The 15,941-nt window shown below is 69.9% G+C and carries 21 protein-coding genes; 4 read left to right on the top strand and 17 right to left on the bottom strand.

Going from position 1 to position 15,941, the window contains the following annotated elements:
* Positions 1–188: 188 nt before the first annotated feature.
* Positions 189–1,001 (top strand): hypothetical protein, encoded by an 813-nt coding sequence (locus ACIGG8_RS27475; protein ID WP_396551493.1) that lies wholly within the window; start codon positions 189–191, stop codon positions 999–1,001.
* A gap of 30 nt (positions 1,002–1,031) precedes the next feature.
* Here ACIGG8_RS27475 and ACIGG8_RS27470 read toward each other — a convergent pair whose 3' ends face one another.
* Complete coding sequence (locus ACIGG8_RS27470; protein ID WP_396551492.1) at positions 1,032–1,961, bottom strand: hypothetical protein; 930 nt, start codon at positions 1,959–1,961, stop codon at positions 1,032–1,034.
* Positions 1,962–2,516: 555 nt separating this feature from the next.
* Positions 2,517–3,371 (bottom strand): hypothetical protein, encoded by an 855-nt coding sequence (locus ACIGG8_RS27465; protein ID WP_396551491.1) that lies wholly within the window; start codon positions 3,369–3,371, stop codon positions 2,517–2,519.
* Positions 3,372–3,533: 162 nt separating this feature from the next.
* Between ACIGG8_RS27465 and ACIGG8_RS27460 the strand changes: the two genes are divergently transcribed.
* A complete protein-coding gene (locus ACIGG8_RS27460) occupies positions 3,534–4,193 on the top strand; it encodes a hypothetical protein (protein WP_396551490.1) in 660 nt (219 codons plus the stop codon).
* 339 nt (positions 4,194–4,532) lie between these two features.
* Here ACIGG8_RS27460 and ACIGG8_RS27455 read toward each other — a convergent pair whose 3' ends face one another.
* The gene (locus ACIGG8_RS27455) at positions 4,533–6,044 is read right to left on the bottom strand and encodes a GIY-YIG nuclease family protein (RefSeq protein ID WP_396551489.1); all 1,512 of its coding nucleotides are present in this window, start codon (positions 6,042–6,044) and stop codon (positions 4,533–4,535) included.
* A gap of 269 nt (positions 6,045–6,313) precedes the next feature.
* Here ACIGG8_RS27455 and ACIGG8_RS27450 point away from each other — a divergent pair, with 269 nt between their 5' ends.
* A complete protein-coding gene (locus ACIGG8_RS27450) occupies positions 6,314–6,793 on the top strand; it encodes a hypothetical protein (protein WP_396551488.1) in 480 nt (159 codons plus the stop codon).
* Between the two features lie 130 nt (positions 6,794–6,923).
* Here ACIGG8_RS27450 and ACIGG8_RS27445 read toward each other — a convergent pair whose 3' ends face one another.
* The 11 genes from ACIGG8_RS27445 to ACIGG8_RS27395 form a co-directional block, all read right to left on the bottom strand.
* Positions 6,924–7,202 carry a hypothetical protein gene (locus ACIGG8_RS27445; RefSeq protein WP_396551487.1) on the bottom strand — a complete coding sequence of 93 codons (279 nt, stop codon included), beginning with the start codon at positions 7,200–7,202 and terminating at the stop codon, positions 6,924–6,926.
* A 112-nt stretch (positions 7,203–7,314) separates the two neighbouring features.
* A complete protein-coding gene (locus ACIGG8_RS27440; RefSeq protein WP_396551486.1) occupies positions 7,315–7,719 on the bottom strand; it encodes a hypothetical protein in 405 nt (134 codons plus the stop codon).
* The gene (locus ACIGG8_RS27435) at positions 7,716–8,924 is read right to left on the bottom strand and encodes a recombinase family protein (protein WP_396551510.1); all 1,209 of its coding nucleotides are present in this window, start codon (positions 8,922–8,924) and stop codon (positions 7,716–7,718) included. The genes ACIGG8_RS27440 and ACIGG8_RS27435 overlap by 4 nt, the downstream gene beginning before the upstream one ends.
* A 5-nt stretch (positions 8,925–8,929) precedes the next feature.
* Entirely contained in the window at positions 8,930–9,172 is a 243-nt protein-coding gene (locus ACIGG8_RS27430; protein ID WP_396551485.1) for a hypothetical protein, read from the bottom strand.
* Positions 9,172–9,603, bottom strand: coding sequence for a hypothetical protein (locus tag ACIGG8_RS27425; RefSeq protein ID WP_396551484.1), 432 nt, complete (start codon positions 9,601–9,603; stop codon positions 9,172–9,174). The genes ACIGG8_RS27430 and ACIGG8_RS27425 overlap by 1 nt, the downstream gene beginning before the upstream one ends.
* Positions 9,604–9,683: 80 nt before the next feature.
* Positions 9,684–10,274, bottom strand: coding sequence for a hypothetical protein (locus ACIGG8_RS27420; protein ID WP_396551483.1), 591 nt, complete (start codon positions 10,272–10,274; stop codon positions 9,684–9,686).
* A 53-nt stretch (positions 10,275–10,327) separates the two neighbouring features.
* A complete protein-coding gene (locus ACIGG8_RS27415; protein WP_396551482.1) occupies positions 10,328–10,861 on the bottom strand; it encodes a hypothetical protein in 534 nt (177 codons plus the stop codon).
* Positions 10,858–11,592 carry a hypothetical protein gene (locus tag ACIGG8_RS27410; protein ID WP_396551481.1) on the bottom strand — a complete coding sequence of 245 codons (735 nt, stop codon included), beginning with the start codon at positions 11,590–11,592 and terminating at the stop codon, positions 10,858–10,860. Before ACIGG8_RS27410 ends, ACIGG8_RS27415 begins: the two co-directional genes overlap by 4 nt.
* A complete protein-coding gene (locus ACIGG8_RS27405) occupies positions 11,589–12,317 on the bottom strand; it encodes a hypothetical protein (protein WP_396551480.1) in 729 nt (242 codons plus the stop codon). Before ACIGG8_RS27405 ends, ACIGG8_RS27410 begins: the two co-directional genes overlap by 4 nt.
* Entirely contained in the window at positions 12,298–12,819 is a 522-nt protein-coding gene (locus ACIGG8_RS27400) for a hypothetical protein (protein ID WP_396551479.1), read from the bottom strand. Before ACIGG8_RS27400 ends, ACIGG8_RS27405 begins: the two co-directional genes overlap by 20 nt.
* A 124-nt stretch (positions 12,820–12,943) precedes the next feature.
* On the bottom strand, positions 12,944–13,603 hold the full coding sequence (locus ACIGG8_RS27395; protein ID WP_396551478.1) for a hypothetical protein: 660 nt from the start codon (positions 13,601–13,603) through the stop codon (positions 12,944–12,946).
* Between the two features lie 98 nt (positions 13,604–13,701).
* On the opposite strand from ACIGG8_RS27395, the gene ACIGG8_RS27390 reads away from it, so the two are divergent.
* The gene (locus tag ACIGG8_RS27390) at positions 13,702–13,863 is read left to right on the top strand and encodes a hypothetical protein (RefSeq protein ID WP_396551477.1); all 162 of its coding nucleotides are present in this window, start codon (positions 13,702–13,704) and stop codon (positions 13,861–13,863) included.
* Positions 13,864–13,994: 131 nt separating this feature from the next.
* Here ACIGG8_RS27390 and ACIGG8_RS27385 read toward each other — a convergent pair whose 3' ends face one another.
* The 3 genes from ACIGG8_RS27385 to ACIGG8_RS27375 are packed head-to-tail and all read right to left on the bottom strand — an operon-like array spanning position 13,995 to position 15,849.
* Positions 13,995–14,699 carry a hypothetical protein gene (locus ACIGG8_RS27385; protein WP_396551476.1) on the bottom strand — a complete coding sequence of 235 codons (705 nt, stop codon included), beginning with the start codon at positions 14,697–14,699 and terminating at the stop codon, positions 13,995–13,997.
* Complete coding sequence (locus ACIGG8_RS27380; RefSeq protein WP_396551475.1) at positions 14,696–15,214, bottom strand: hypothetical protein; 519 nt, start codon at positions 15,212–15,214, stop codon at positions 14,696–14,698. The genes ACIGG8_RS27385 and ACIGG8_RS27380 overlap by 4 nt, the downstream gene beginning before the upstream one ends.
* Positions 15,211–15,849, bottom strand: a complete 639-nt coding sequence (locus ACIGG8_RS27375; protein ID WP_396551474.1) for a hypothetical protein — start codon at positions 15,847–15,849, stop codon at positions 15,211–15,213. Before ACIGG8_RS27375 ends, ACIGG8_RS27380 begins: the two co-directional genes overlap by 4 nt.
* Positions 15,850–15,941: the final 92 nt, after the last annotated feature.

Here is a 15,941-nt window from a genome sequence, read left to right as displayed (position 1 = left end):
TCCCGGCAGCGAGCCGCCACCGGGAACTCCCCACACCCTAGGGCAACTTGAAGCGCCGCCGTCGCAGGCGCCCCGAGCCCTGCTGGCCGCCGCCGGTGGCCACACCCGCCACTCGCCCCCGACTCAGAACTGCGGCAGGCTGGCCACCAGGACACCCGCCGGAGAACAGCCATCCCGGAAGGACTTCCGTGCACCCCCTGATCACCGAGCTCGGCCTGGACGGCGACCCGAAGCTCCTTCACGAGCGACGCGGCACCACCTTCTTCAAGGTCGGCGACACCGCCTTGAAGATCACCGGCGGGCTGATGGCCGGCCGCGAGGGCGAGGTGCTGGCTGCCCTCGGCGCCGACCACTACCGGGCCCACGGCCGGTACGGGGACGGCACCTGGCTGGCCATGCGGTGGATCGACGGAACCAGCCTGTGGGACGCCCTTGAACCCGCCCACCGGGGCGGCGACACCCCGGCCATGCGCCGGTCGGTCCTGACGGCTGCCGCCGCGGCGGCCGGAGTACTCGCCGACCTGCACGCAGCCGGCTGGACGCACGGCGACCTGCAGCCCGACCACGTCGTCTTCGAGGACGACGCCGTACGGATCATCGACCTGGCCTGTGCCCAGGGACCCGTCCAGGTCCCGTTCTACGTCCACCGCGGCGGCCTGGCCCACACCACCGCCCCCGAAATCGCCGCCCTGATCATCGGCACCACCGACCACATCACCACTACCCCCGAGGCGGACGTGTGGTCGCTGGGTGCTTCCCTGTTCTGGGCCTGGACCCGCACCCCGCCCACCGCCTACCGCGACTCCCACGGCCGCCGCCCCGACCTCCTCGCCGACACCGCCGCTGGCCGCCGCCACGACGTCGCCACCGTCCGGCCCTGGACCTTCCCCGCTTTCGAGGACGCCCTGCGGGCCGCCCTTGCCCATGACCCCGGTCAACGGCCCTCCGCCCGCACGCTGACCGACGTGCTCCGCTCCGCTGGAGACGGCGCCCCCCGGTGACCGCACGGTGTTCGTTGTCCCGTCTGACGACTACAGGTCGGCTGGCGTCAGTTCGGCCCGACGTCGGATCGCTCGAGGTCGATGGCGAAACCTGGAGAACTCGGTGGGCGCCGCCTGGTCCGCCTCGATCTCAAGGACGACCGTCGGTTCGACGGGCAGGTACGCGATCGATGGAGCGCCTGGCAAGCCACCGACCGTTCCGGGCAGCTCGGCGATCGGACCGGCAGGGCGCAGTAGCGGCGCGACCTCCGCCCGCAGCGGCCCGGGGATCGGCAGGGTGACGCCGACCGGGCGGAGCCTGCCGCGGATCGGCTGGGCGAGCACGAAGGCCTGCTGGGGGGCGGCTGCCTGGGTCACACCGACGATCACCGCTTCGACGGTGTGGGTGCGCCTCCACTTCTGCCAACCGGACCTGTGGTTTTCCCTGTATGGCAGGTCGGGCTTCACCACCAGGCCCTCAACACCACCGCCCAGGCCACCGACCCAGCGCAGCGCGGCCGCGCGGTCCGCGGTCGCCGGCATCGGACGGATCGACGCAGGCGCATCGGCAAGGAGCCGTTCGACCTCAGCGCGCCGTTCGAGGTACCGCCTGCCTCGCCAGTCGGTGTCGCCCAGGGCCAACAGGTCGAAGACAGCGAAGTGGACGGTGAAGTCCTCGCCGCGTCGAGGCCCGCGGGCCCTCGTCTGCAGCTTGGAGAACACCAGGTTCCCGTGGGCGTCGAGCGCGATGATCTCGCCGTCGACAACCGCCTCGGGGAGCTGAGATAGCGCGCCGGCGATGTCGGCGAACGCCGTCGACAGGTCGGTTCCTCTGCGTGACCAGACTCGCGAGCCGGGCCCCGTCAGGGCAGAACCTCGCCACCCGTCCAGCTTCGCCTCCCAGAGGCCCGTGGTGGCCGCAGGCAGCTCGGTGACCGGCGCGGCCAGCGCCAGCGGCGGGGGAAGGACGAACGGGGCCATGCTTACGCAACGCCCACGTCAGGACTCGTATTGCCTCGCGTTGGGTTCAGCCGCCCTCGGAGACGAAATACGTTCGATATGAGCCCTGCTGGCTACACCCACCGCAGTCTCTCTGGTGGCTCCGACTGGAGAGATCCCAGACGGATCAGCGAAGACCGCACCGACCCCGACACGCACAGTGACGAGTGGCACATCTGTCACCTCTACATGGCGGGGCAGTGGCACGAGGCACTCGTCACCGCCAGGCGCAAGACCTTCGGCGACGGCGCCCTGGTGTTCCGCGCCCGCTGGGGTCTCGGGCCCGAACAACGGGGATGGCTCCGCTGCCCACCTGGCACCCTCGTTCGAGTGGAGCCGCCCCAGAGCCGACCCTACGAACCGGCGCACTGAGTGCAAGCAGCTCCGGTGGGCGCTGCGTGGTGTTTCCCGGGGAAACACCACGCACAGCTTCTGCGCCCACGTGACCTGCCAGTAAGCTCTTCCGCTGGGGCGGGGCCGTTCGGTTCGGGACGGCCTCGCCCTTCTTGCATGGGCAGGGCATGCCGGGCTCCTGTGTCAGTCCAGCAGGGAGAAGTTCAGGTCCACGATCACGTCCCTGGCGCTGGCATCGGTCCGCGTAGCCAGGTGGTTGCGGAGCATGTCCCAGAAGTCCGACCAGCCGTTGAGGACCGAGCGCCCTGTTACGCCGCCCGGGCCGCCAGTTCGGAGCACAACCTGGTGCGGCAGATCACCTTCGAAGGCGTCCTCATCGACATAGGCGAAGCCTCGGTTGTCGAGCTCGGCCATGAGCCGGGAGGTCCGGACGGGTTCGGCTTCGCCGTTGTGACGGCCGAGTTCCCACAGGTCGATCGGAGCGTCCCGCTCGATGAGAAATGCGAGCACCTGTCGAGCGGCCGGCGTGAGCTCTCCGATGAGTCCTGCGATCCGGTTGACCTCCTCCACGTGCCAGGCGCGCTCTTCCGGGTCGTCGCCCAGCCAGAACTGGTTCAGGGTCGAGCAGGGCCGGACCGTGCTGGCCTTCGTCACGTCGAGAAACTGCTCCTCGAAGCGCTCAACCACGTACCTGACCTTCGCCTCGTGACGCTCCTTCATCGCCCGCAGGTACTCAACGGTGTACTGATCCCGACTCCCGACGTGGTCGATCATGGTGTGGTGCGTGCCGCACAGAATCACCAGATTGCTGAAGTGCCGCAGCTCGTCGTCCGTCAACGACGGGTCGTTTCGCGCGCCCGTGGAGCCGACTCCGATGATGTGAGCGATCTCGCCGACCCAAGCGCCGCTCTCGTCCATGAGCCGCTGCGTACAACCGTCGTAGGCGCACTCATTACCGGAGAGAACCCACAGATCGCGGGCCACCTGGCTGAGCGGCTCCAGTCGGGTCTGAGTCTTCTTCTCGGTGCTCTGCGTCATGCTGCTGCCCCTCCCGCTTCCAGCGAAGGCGCTCAGCTTAAGGAGCCGCGGGGCCAGCACGACACCCGATTCAGGACAGGCACTCGCTACGACCGTCACCTGCCAGCTGCGGACGGCGTTGAACAGCACGACCCACGCTGTCGAACCAGGGGACGCACGGATATGACGACCGCGCCCGCCGATGCTGTCGAGCGGTTGTTGCCCGCAGTTCTCGAGAACATGGAACGCCTCGGCTACAAGCGGCACCGCCGGGATTCCATCCCGCTCCTGTTCGCGTTCAGGGCCACCGAGCACGGGGCCAGCCAGACGGCCATCTACCGGGCGCTGATCCCAGCCCAGCTGTGGCGCCGGAAGTCCCCCGACGGCGTGTCTTGGAACAACCCGGCTGATGACCTGGAGGACCTGGCCGAGAAACTCGCACTGCAACGGGCCGCCGGCGGGACTGACGCATTCGGGTGCCTCCAGGCCGAGACAGCCGGCCGCAGCCAGACGGGGATCGTCGGCTGTGCGCTCTGGGCGCGTGCCTGGACCCTGCCGACGGGCACCTTGCTGGATGAGGAGTCGGCGCTGCGCAGCATTCGCGGTGAGCGAGTCCTCCAGGAACAACCGAAGCGGGTCGGCGCCAGCCTGCTCAACGCACGGGACATCACGGGCCGCGAGTACCAGATCCTGAGGCGAGACCGCGGCGAACCGATGTACGCGGCTACCGGCGCAGGAGTTGCGGACTGGCACGACCTGCCCAACCAGTCCAACACCCGGATCGGGTTCGCCCTCGAGCAGATCACGGCTGCGCTGGCGAGCGGACTGCTTTCGCTGTCCTGAGGCTCGGACGCCATAGCCGCGCCCGCTGCGCGACGTGGCCGCGCCGGAGCCGAAGCAGGTTGACGGGCGCCATGGGCAGTTGCGGCAGCCGTCGGGCGTTCCTCCTGTAGCTCCACGTTGACTACGAGGGCGGGTCGCCGGCTACCGCATCCGCACCGATGCCCTTCCCGCATTCCGGCGAGGGCGGGGAGCGGACGCACAGCGTTCCGTCACCACGCCCACGAGACCGGCCACGCCGGCGCCGAGAAGCGCCCTCGACAGACCCTGCACGACCTCGCCGCGGGGGGCATCCTCCAACTCGACACCGATCCCGCCTCCCGGCCGTAGCAACCACTCATCTCAGAACAGTGGGATCTGGCCTCGACCGGCCTTGTTGGCCAGTGGCCGTCGCCGAGACGCAGCAGTGCCTGAGGGGACACTCCACCGCTCGGGCCGCAGGATGGTCCGCCCGGGTACGGGCGTCTGCGTTCCGGCTAGGCGCGCGACGGTGGTCTCGACGGTCGCGGCGAGCATGGTGGGGGTGACGAGGTCCGCGTCGAAGGTCTCGGTCCAGCCGTTCGGCATGGTGTCCCGGTTGAGGTAGGGGCGATGGCCGGCTTCACGCAGGTGCCGGAGGACGGCTTGCTCGACGGCGTGCGCCTCGACACCGGTGGTGAAGTGCCAGTCCCGGGCGAGCACCCAGCCCGATCGACGGTGGTGGTTGACCCGTTCGTTGCGCCCTGCGGTGCCGCCGATTCCGATCTTGACCGCGTTGTGCTGGTGATGCTGCATGACATAGACGCGGGCGGGGGCGGTGAGGTCGAATCCGTGACTCGCGCAGAACCGGCAGCCCCCGCCGGTGCGGATCCTCATGAGCGTCGGCGAGACCTCGCTTCCGCAGGTCGTGCAACGGCACCGCCACGGAGTCATCGAGGTGACGTACGCCTCCAGAGGCTCCAGTCCGGCCGCGCGCATGTCCGCGGCCGCGACATCGGGGTCGGCCTTCCTCGCCTCGGCCGCTCTCACGTCGGCGCAGTGTCGGCAGCCCCCCTGTTCGGCCAGGATGCCGCCGAGGGACGGTGAGGTCTCGCGTCCGCAGCCGGTGCACCGGCAGCGCCACGCCTGCTGGCGGCGGCCGGAGTACGGCTCCAGCGGCTCCAGGCCGGCGGCGCGCATGAGGGCCTCTGCCTCGTCCGCCAGCCAGCGACGACGTCCACCCGGTGCGGGTGGACAGTAAGGGCATGCCCGCAGGCCGCGCCGAAGGTTGTGCAACCGGATCTCGACATCGCGACCGCAGGTGTCGTGGCGGCAGGCCCACAGCCCGGCCGGGCCCGGGTAGGACTCCAGCGGTGTCAGACCGAACGTCTGGAGTGCGGCGGCAGCCTGCTCGCCGTCGGTGCGGGGCAGTTCCCGACGGCGAGCCTTCGCCCGGCTGATGCCCACACCGGCCTTCTTGCGCCCACACGGCCAGCACCCGCCCTGGCCCTGCTTGATGGATCCGTGGGTCGGTGTCACGGTGGCGCCGCAGGCCGTGCAACGGCATGGCCACGGGTTGTCGGTGCCCGGGTAAGTCCCCAGGGGTTCCAGCCCTGCCGTACGCATCAGGGCGGCGGCGTCCTCTGCGTCGACCGGGGCGTTGGGCGCGCACCACCGGCAGATTCCGACGCCGCGCTTCACGTTGGAGTACCGGGCCTTCACCTCCCGCCCGCACACCTCATGCCGACACAGCCAGTGGCTCATCGCCCCCGAGTACGGTTCCAGCGGCTCCAGGCCGGCTGCGCGCATCAGGGCCTGCGCTTCTTCCGGTGGGATCGGCGCCGTGCCCGCGCAGTACCGACAGCCGCCTTGCCGGCCGGAGGAGATGTTTCCCAACCGCGGCGTCACCTCCCGGCCGCACGCCTCGTGCCGACAGCGCCAGGGGGAGCCCGCACCCGGATAGGGCTCCAGTGGTTCGAGTCCCGCAGCCCGCATGATCACGACCGGATCGCGCGGGTCCTTCCGCGGACGCCCTCTCGTCATCCTGACCTCCTGTCAGCGCACCAGGCCCAGCGGAGGATCTCATCGGCCACTGACATCGCGGCCATCACCGTCTCCCCAGGTGCGCGGTGAGCGGCGCGAGGGGCAGCGCTACGGTGTCCAGCATGAGAGAGGACGGACAGGGCTTACAGCAGGCTGCGACCTCGGCGGAGGACGCCCGGCGGAGGGCGGCGTGGAGCGAGCAGGCCGGACGGGACGGGCACGCCGTGGTCGCCTGGCAACACCTGGCGCCAGCGTCGGCGTCGGCGGACACTGCGCAGATGGTGCGGATCGCGGCGTACCTGCGGTGGCGCTGCTGGGCGGAGGCGGTGCTGTCCGGGCTGCAGGTCACCGGGCAGCCAGAAGTGGTCGTGAACGGCATGGTGATGGGAGAGGCAGGGCCGGTGCGCGCGAGGCCGAGTCAGGCCATCCAGATGGTCGAGGTCGTGGCAAGCGTGTCGGCCCGGCTGGTGGGGCACCCGGCCGATCCCCAGGTACTGGCAGTGGCATCGGCGTTCACCACAGAGCTGGCGCAGGACGTGACGGCCGAGCGGATGACCGTGGCTGGGCGGACCGTCGCCTGGCCGGGTCACATCTTGCAGTAGGCACGGACGGCGAAGGCGCGTAGCAGCAGCACGATCAGGGCGACGCCGGTGGCCCCTGGTGGGGGACGGTCGACGCTCCGAACTGGCTGGGGCGCCGCAGTCGGTCCGCCGCTCACAGCGGCGGACCGCCTCATCCGGACCGGACTGCGCCGTCGCAGATCGGGCAGACCCGCCCGGCCCACCGTGGCGGGTACCACCGGCTGCCCGGCCCGGGCGGCTGCCAGTGCTCGACCAGCATTGCGCCACTGTCGCGACCGCACAGCGTCGTCGGCCCGGGATCGCCCGGCACGTCCGGATCGGACGGCGCAGCATGGACCTGCCGGACCGCTGAAAGCTCGACCGGTTCCCCGCTCGCCGTGATGGTTCTCGCGTCGGCGGGCTCTGTGAGTTCCAGGAGCACGATCACCATGGGTCCACCGTGCATCGCAGGGGAGGACGGCGCACTCGGGGGCAGCTGGTAGGTCTAGGCGGGGCGCCGGCCGCGCTCGGCGCGGCGCCCCGCAGACCGCCTGCCACGGCCCCTATCCGCTCGGCGTGAGCGCGGCTGGCATCGGCGGTGCCGCTTCGGCGGCGCTGGGGTCCTCGCCGGGCGCCGAGCGCCTGGCGAGGATCCGCTTCACTCGGCTGGGCGGCACGCCGGTGGCCTGGGCGATGTCGCCCAGCGTCGTCCGCCGCAGCAATAGGGCGGCCACCGCCTCACCCAGGGCCGCCTCGTACGCGGCCTCGGCCGACCGCAGGTGCTCCAGCTCCGGCGTCACCGCGGTGATGGTGACCGGCGCGGTCACCCCGACGAGGGCGAGTCCTTCTTCGGTGTTCTCGCGTGCCGCTTTCAGCGTCCGCCCGTGCCCGTACACGTCGTGTTCGGGGACGTGCACCACCCAGGTCCGGCCGCGCCGGACGGCCTCACACTCGATGCTGTCGCTCACGCTGCGTTCCTCATGGTGTCGATGACTTGCTGGGCGACCATGTCCGGGATGGGCGTGGGCAGAGCCACCTGTCGGTTCCCGATCCGGTACAGCGTGTGCGTCTCGCTGTCACGGATCGGGGTGACGGTGAGCCCCAGGTGGCGGGCAGCAGCGCGGATGCGCAGCAGCGGGCCTCCCGCGTCGGCCCCGGCCCGAAGGCTTGCGGTGACCTCCTGGGCCAGCTTCCACTCCTGTACGGTGACCACGGGCTCGTGCACGATGCCCGGTGACCACACCCACTTCGAGATCGGGTTCAGCCGGGAGTGCCCTTGTCGGCCCGTCCGGGAGCACTTCCGGTTGTACACCTGGTAGCCCGTCAGCTTCGGGTTGGCGCAGAGGCCCTCGACCAGGTTGTGTGTCCACCGGCCCGGGTACCGGTCGGGCTCGGCCGACAGGATCGCGATGATCTCCGCAGCCTTCAGGTGCTCTTCTCGCCGCAGCCGGCACAGTTCGCGGGCTGCATCGAACCGGCGCGGGTCGGGGTGCGGGGCCAGCTTGTGCTTGAGTCGCTGCGCACCGAAGCGTCCGCTCTCCCGTGCCGGGGCGTTCTCATCGATGACCCGCACGTACGGGTACGGCGCGTAGCCGTGGTTCCAGCCGGCGAGGGCGTGCTGGCACTGCCCGCCCATGGACATCTCCATCAGCGTCTTCTTGAAGACCTCCGCCTCGACCTGGCCGTACCGGCGGGTGCGGAGCCTCCCGGACTCGGTGCCGCCGGTCGGCTCGTTGGCGTACACCACCTCCACGCCAATCCGCTCGAGCTCGTACTCCACGGTGAGGCTGGTCAGCATGGCGCGGGCGACCCGGTCGGAGCGCTCCGCCAGGACGTGGGTGAAGCCCATCAGTTCGGCCCGGTCCACCAGGTCCTGCAGTCCGCCGTGCCGAGGGGTCGGGACAGCGAGCGCGTCGTACATCTCCTGCGACCCGAGTCCCCGCAAGTGCGGGGGCAGCATGCCGGACTCGACGTCCCAGAAGTACGCGGCGAACTCCTCACCGGGCTCCAGGCGTTCGGAGGCGAGGGCAACCTGCCGGGGGATGGACGTAGCCGGGTTCTGGTTGTCCTTGGTGGAGACCCTGCCGACGAACACCGGCCGGCGAGGACGGTCGTCCTGCTGGAAGATCAGCAGGTCACTGAGATCGATAGGCGGCCCGAACAGGGCGGTCATGTTCGTCACGAGCGGGACTCCCGGTGGTCGGCACAGTCGTGGGTGGACCAGGCGTACTCGAGGGAGGTGCGGGGCGAGCCCGGGCGGCTCCAGGTGCAGGCCGTGCAGTGGGCGAGGTAGTCGCCGCGGCCGGCGCAGCCGCTCTCGGGGTCACGTGGCTTGCCGCTGGACGTCAACCGGTGGGGGCAGACGGTCTTGTCGGGGTGCCTCGACTGGACGAGCATGCGGCGGACACTGCGCTGGGGCATCAGTCGGTGTCCTCGCTCGGCTCGGGCAGGCCCCAACGGGTCAGCAGCTCGCTGACGATGCCCTGGAACTCCTCTTGGTGTCGCTCTCGCAGCACCTGGAGGGCTCGTTGCTGGATGCCCTGCAGGGCGGGGATGGCGTCCAGTGCGATGTCGACACCGAGCACCTTGTAGCCGACGGCCGTGCGGGGGTGGTACCAGCAGAATCCGTTGAGCTTGCGGTACGGGAGGGGGTAGCCGAGTGCGGGAAGGTCGCGCTTGCGCACGGTCTTGGCGGACATGCGTCGCATGACGGGTCCGAGTTCGACGGGCTTGACTCGCAGCGGGTGGCCGGCGTCGGTGCGGGCGTGGTTGAGCTGGAGGGCGATCTCGTGGATGTCGAGTGGGCGGTCGGCGCGGGCGAGGACGGCGAAGATTTCTCGGCTCAGGTTCATGGGGGTCTTCCGGTGGAGTGGGGTGCGGCGGGCGCTGCGTCCGGCCGGTTCGGGTAGCCGGACGCAGCTGGGGCGGCAGGTCAGCGGGGCAGGCGGCCCTCGAACTCGACAGTGAGGGCGGCAACCGACAGACGGCGCCAGGCCACGACACCGGACGGGGGCGTGAACACCTCGTCGTAGTGGGCGGGCCAGTGCTTGTCGGCGGGGTAGTGCTCGATCACGCGGATCGCGGTGTCCGGGTGCCACAACTTGCTCAGGGCGGCACGGACCTCACGCGCAGCGTTGGTGATGCTCATGCCGGTGCCGTGCTCGGTGACGAAGCAGGTGACGTGACGGGGGCCCGTGGCGAAGGCCCGCATGGGCCTGGTCGCGGGGCCGGAGGGGGTGTCGTACACGACCTCCGTCTGTTCCATCTGGGGGTACCTCGGCTCGCCGGCCGTCGGGCTCGGCTGTGCAGGGCACTGCTGGCTGTGCTCGATGACGGCCCGCAGGATCGGGTCGAGCTGTTCCTCGGGGGCGATGTCGGCCGTCGGGCCGTTGCACGGTTCGTGGATCAGCAGCAGGTCTGTGTCGTTGGCGGCACGGGTGAAGACGTAGGTTCCGTGGGCGAGGAGCCGCAGAGCCTCGGCGAGCTGTTGGTCCTGGGTTGATCGGTTGTCGGCACTGGACATGGCGGACCCTTCCCGGGGCGTTGGGGATGTGCTGGCGGGGGCGGTGACGTTGCTCAGATACGGAGCGACGCGTCGAGCTGACCGGTGCGCAGTTGGTCGTAGATCTGCTGAGTCGTACGCGCGAACTGCTTCGGGTGGCTCTTGGCCAGGACCTGCAGGGCGGCCTGTTGGGCCTGCTCCCAGAGCGCTTCGTCGTTGTGCTGCTCGTTGCGTTCCTGGATGGCCAGGGCGCGGCGTGCGGTCACGTAGTAGGTCGCGCCGACCTGTAGGTAGCCGCTGGTGTAGCCGCTGTCGCGCCACTCGTGAGCGAGCTTCCCGACGATCAGACCATCACGGGCCATTCGGTCGAACAGGCGCTCCGCGGCCGGGTAGTCCATGGTCCTTCGGGCCCAAGAGACGGTCGCGGTCGTGTCGTCGGGAAGACCGAACAGCTGGGCGCAGGCCAGGAGCGCCTGGGGCTTGGTGACGAGCACGGCGCGGGCGCTGTCCAGGACTACGAGGATCTGTTCCTTCGTCGGGGTTGGCTTCTCCACGGGTGCCGTTGTCAGGGGATGCTCGGCAACCGGGTAGGTGAGGGCTCGGGTCACTGCTGCTCCTGACCGGGAACACCCAGGACCTCTCGGACCTCTTCGAGGCGCTCTTGCAAGGTGTCGTTCGCCCGGCGCTCAGCCGCAGTGGACTCCGACCCTTCCCCGCAGAGCATCGCGAAGGTCTCGGCGAACTCCTCGAGGAACTTCAGCTCGTACCGGGAGATCGAGATGGTGAGGGTGTAGCCCTTGCCATGGGTGCGGCGGCGGCCGCCGCCGTAGACCGTCTTGAAGTCGATGGCGTCCTGGCCTTCGGAGGCGGTGTCCTGGTAGGCAGTGGTGCCTTCGAACCAGTCGCAGAACGGGCCGGGCAGGACGATGGTGGTCTTGGGGTCGTCGCTCATGTGGGTCTTGGTCTCTTTCAGGTGGAGGAACGGGTCGTCGGTGAAGCCGTGCACGGGGTCTTCGTAGACGGTGTGCAGGGCGACGACGGTGAGTACTCCTCGGCACACGCAGCAGTCGCAGGCCGGCCAGGCCCGGCACACCGGGCAGGTGTGGGAGTCGCACAGTGCGTCGGTGGTGAGTCCGTCCCAGCGGGTCTGGACGTAGTGGAGCCGGTCATAGAGCGCTCCGTGGCACAGCGGGTGCCCGGGGCAGCGGCCTTGTCCACCGTGGGCGTCGGCCGCGGCCCGGTTGGTCCAGGTCGCTCGGCACTCAGAGCAGCGAAGGCGCCCGCCTGCGACGGTCACCAGCTCGTGAGGGGTCACGGCGCTGACGGTGGGCTCGGTCATGTCCGTGACTTCATGCGGTGCCCGGCGGTGCCGAACACGGCCTGCATGGCAGCCTGGTGGCTGCGCCGGGACTGGTTGTCATCGAGGTGTTCTCCGCGGATGCATCCGGGCTGTTCACAGGCCCGGGTTACGGGGCCGACCGGTTCGCGCTTCCAGTGCGCCCTGAACGCGATGCGCCTGGCCGTGTAGCTGACGCCGTTGAAGGTGAGCATCTGCTGCCCTTGGGAGGTGACCGTTCCGGTCCATAGGACATGGCCGTCCTCGGTCGGCTCGGTGAGAGCAGCGAGTTTCGCCTCCGCACTGGCGTACTGGACGCGCGGCGTGTGCACGGGCCGATGGTCGGCCGTGTCGCGCTGATGAGTCGGCTCCACGCAGTCCGGCATCCCGCAGCCGGGCTTCGCGTAGCCCTCGGGGTCCTTGCCGTGCGCGATGCGGTAGGCAACCCTGGTGGCGCTGTAGGCCTTGCCGGAGTGACGCATGACCGGCTTGCCGCCGGCCGCGGTCCTCTCGCCCGTCCACTTCAGGTGGCCTTCGGGGACCTTGCGGGTCCGCTGGCGCCACTTCTGTTCGACGGTCAGCGGCTGCCGGGGAACGTCGGGCAGGCCGAGTTCGCGGCGAATTTGGCCGACGGTCTGCCGTTCCATGCGCAGCTGCTTGCCGATGGCCTTGTTGGTGAGGCCTGCAGAGATCAGCTTGCGTACGGCTTCAGTCTTCGGGTGAGGCATCGAGGGTGTTCCCGTCGGGCGTCGGGGCGTCGTCGGCGGGGACTTCCCACGGCTTGATCATGTGGGGCCAGTCGCCGGTCTGGGCCATGAACTCGGCGGCGCCCAGGTGCTGGGCGTGCCCGTCGGCCAAGTCGAAGGCGTTGCCGTAGCCGAGTCCGGCGGAGCGCAGGCCGTCTCCGTGTGCCCAGCGGCGGACGATCTCCTCGCGTTTCTCGGCGACGGCTTCCACCAGGCCGAGATCGTCGTCCAGGTCCTCGCAGGCCGCAAGGTCGGTAGCCCGGTGGGCGACCGCGTTCCACACGCGGTTCGTGGCGATCCGGACGGCCGCGGTGCGTAGCAGGTTGAACGACAGCGGCCGGGAGTTGTCGCTGAGGCTGACCGCGATGATCAGGGACTCGGCGGCCGTCTTGGCGGCTTCCTCAGCGGCCTGCAAGCTGGTGGCCTTTTGACGGCGAAGGTGGGCAGCAGCGTGCTTCTCGGCCGCGTTGGCGTGACGTGTCATCAGAGCACTCTCGGGTTCTGGGACGGGGGTGACGGGTGCCGCGTTGTCGGCGGCACGGCTGCTTGGGAGAGGGTGCGGCGGGGGCTGCGCCCGGCCGGTTCGGGTAGCCGGGCGCAGCGCTGGTTCAGCGGACGCGGAAGCCGCCGTGGTCCTTCGCCCGGTCGAGGTAGTCGATCCACCGGGCCCACGCCTGGGGACTCAGACGGCAGGCCTCAAGGACCCGGGTGATGTCCAACTCGTCCTGGGCGCGGTAGACCGCGAGACCGGCGGTGATCTCGCTGGGGGTCACGAGCCAGAAGTCATCGCTGCTCTCGTCGAGCTTGTGGCGGGCGATGCCCCCGTGGGTTTCGTCCTGGCCGTGCCAGCTGCGCACCTGTTCCCGGGCCTGCGCGAAGGCGACCGCTTCGGGCAGCGGAGTGCGGGTGGGGAACTGGTCGGGGTTCGTCGCGATGGCGATCTCGCCGTCGGTGAGCCCTTCGGGCTCCTCGGGCCACGCCGGGTGGGAGCCGTAGTCGTGGCACAGGCCGAGGAGCTGGCTGGCGATGGCGTGAAGGCCCATCTCCCCGCGTTCGAAGCAGAAGATCGGGGTGGGGAAGCCCTCCATGATGGCCGCGGTGCGGTTGGCTTCCGCCTCGGCGGCCTTGTAGTCGGCGTGGTCGGGCGGCACGTCGAGGGCGTGCAGGGCACGGTGCGCCTTGACGGCCGTGTCGCGCGCGGCCGCGAGTTCGGCTTGTTCCTCCTCGGTGGGAGCGGGTGTTTGCTCGAACAGCAAGTGGTGTCGCATGGGGTGCCCCTTCGGTATTCGGGCTGCACGGTGTCGGCCCGTGTACTAAGTTAGTGCCTAGGCACTTTATTGTCAAGAAAAGAAATGGACAAACGATCATGGTTCGCGCTCACCACACCAGCTACGCCTTGCCCGCTCTCCTCACACTCGCGGCCCTGACGCTGCTGCTCGCACACCCGAGCAGCAGCACCCTGGACTCGCCCCAGGACCACCCCACCGCGACCGTTGCCCCCGGAAAGCCGCCCGACCCGGGTCGGTGACCCCGCCCGGGGCCCGGCGGAAGACCTGCCGGAGCCCGGGTATGAGCCGGTGTTCGTGGACGGGTCCGATCCGGGCACATCGGCAGACGAGAACGGAGGCGTAGGCCTCGGGTGGCTCCCCCTGCTAACGGTCAGAGCTGGCGGTCGCAGTCCAGGGCCACCAGGTTGTAGCGGTCCACGGTTATCCAGTCATGGATCTCGTGGTCGTCCCCGCAGCTGGCACACGGAGAAATGCCCCACCAGGTCGTTCGCCCTGCGAGATGCCGGATCGTCTCCGCGTCGAGCCTGCGCCGACGGCGGCGGGCCACCCAGCCGGCGGCCTCCGCCAGCGTCGCCCAGGTGGACTCCCAGACGAAGGTGACCGGCTCGGACTCCGCGAAGACCAGCTGCTTCGGCGGCGCGTCGGCGGGCCGCGTCCTGCCCTCCCACAGCCCGGTCTCCGCGTCGTAGGTCAGCTCGCCGATCACCTCCGCCCGCTCCGGCCGTCTCACGCCCGGGCGGGTCACAAGGTAGGAAAGTGGCTGCCCCTCCAAGTCGCCGGTGCCTTCCGGTCCGGGCCACAATCGCACTCCGGCCATGTCCTGGTAGCTCTGGTTGAAGCCCGACTCGCTGGCGGTGGTGGTCTGCTGCTCCCAGGCGGCGGCGGTGTAGACGTGCTGCGCCGTGCAGATCGGACAGCACAGCCGGACCGCCAGGCTGCCGCTCTGCTTGTCGGGCCGCAACTGCACCTCCCACTGCCCGGAGCAGCGTTCACCAGCACCGGTGGTGATGTGGCCCGGCTCGATCCAGCCGAGCCAGGTCTCCTGAAGAGTCAGCAGCGGAGAGTCGCCGTTCATGTGCGGGCCTCCAGGGTGATGGCGCCCTCGGCGTCAGCGGACGCGCAGTCCTCTTCGATGCCACACCGGTGGTAGCCCATGGCCAGGCGGTTGATGAACTGCTGCACCGGGCGCGGCGTGTCCTCGGCGTGGGTGACCGCCTGCCGGTACCAGGCGTGGTCCGGATTCTCGTCCTCGCTGCCCGGCTCAAGGATGTGCCACACTGCCGGTCCCGCAAGATCGTCGGGTTCGGCGTTGGTGCCCTGGACGAACACGTGAACCTCGGTGCCGGCGTGATCGTGGTCCACGACCACGTCCACCCGGGGCCAGTACGGGATCGCACGGGACGCGCCGGATGTCATGTCGATCTCGACCGCGGTACGGGCCAAGACGTCGTATACCCCGAAGCAGTTCACCGGCCGCGGCCCAGGCCTGCGCATGATCTCGATCGCCTCCCCGACGGCGGCTTCGGGGTCGGTGCCGCAGACGCCGATCGACCAGGTCACGGTGTAGGCGCGGCTGGGTTCGGCGCTCACCGCTCTTCGCTCGCTTCCTCGCTGAGATCGTTCTCTTCGCCGCTCTCGTCCTCAGCCGGGCAGTTGCCGTCGCAGCCCTCGGCGTCCCGGTGGTAGCCGAGGGCGATCTCCTCGATGGCCTCCCGGACGGTCATCGGGGTGCCGCCCTCGTGGTCGATGCGGGATTGGTAGAGGTCGTGATCGTCTGCGTCGGCGGAGTCGAGGTGGTGCTCGACGATGTGCGTGCCGTGGTCCTCGGCGTCTGAGCCGTCGAAGTAGACGTGAATGCTGATGGAGCCGTCCTGGTCGTCGACGATGACGTCCACCCGCTGCGGACGGCCGTGCTCCTTCGCCTGGGTGAGGTCCCTCTCCAGCCGGGCGATCTGGCGCAGCAGGGAGCGTCGCTCGACCTGCCAGTCGGTGTCGTCGGCCTCAGGGTGCGGATGGACGCTGGTCGGCAGGGCGGCCAGCAGCTCCGGCGGTAGGGCGCGCAGCGCCATGTTGAGGTCTCCGAGCGCACCACAGTTCGGGTGGCGCAGCGAGGCCTCGCGTGCGCCGGCCGCGAGGCCGTGTAGGTGCTGGCTGTACTGGCGGATCAGCTCGCGGTGCTTCTCGTCGTGTTGGCTCTGGAGGGCGAGGGTGTTGGCGCTGGTCATCGGCGTCCTTGGTCGAGCGGTCGAGGAAATCGGGATGCGGCGGAGGTGTCCGAAGAGCGCGCTGCACCCGGCGGGTTCGGGTCGCCGGGCGC

Source organism: Kitasatospora sp. NPDC085464, from assembly GCF_044541955.1.
Lineage (GTDB): Bacteria > Actinomycetota > Actinomycetes > Streptomycetales > Streptomycetaceae > Kitasatospora.
This window is presented reverse-complemented; position numbering and strand designations above follow the sequence as displayed.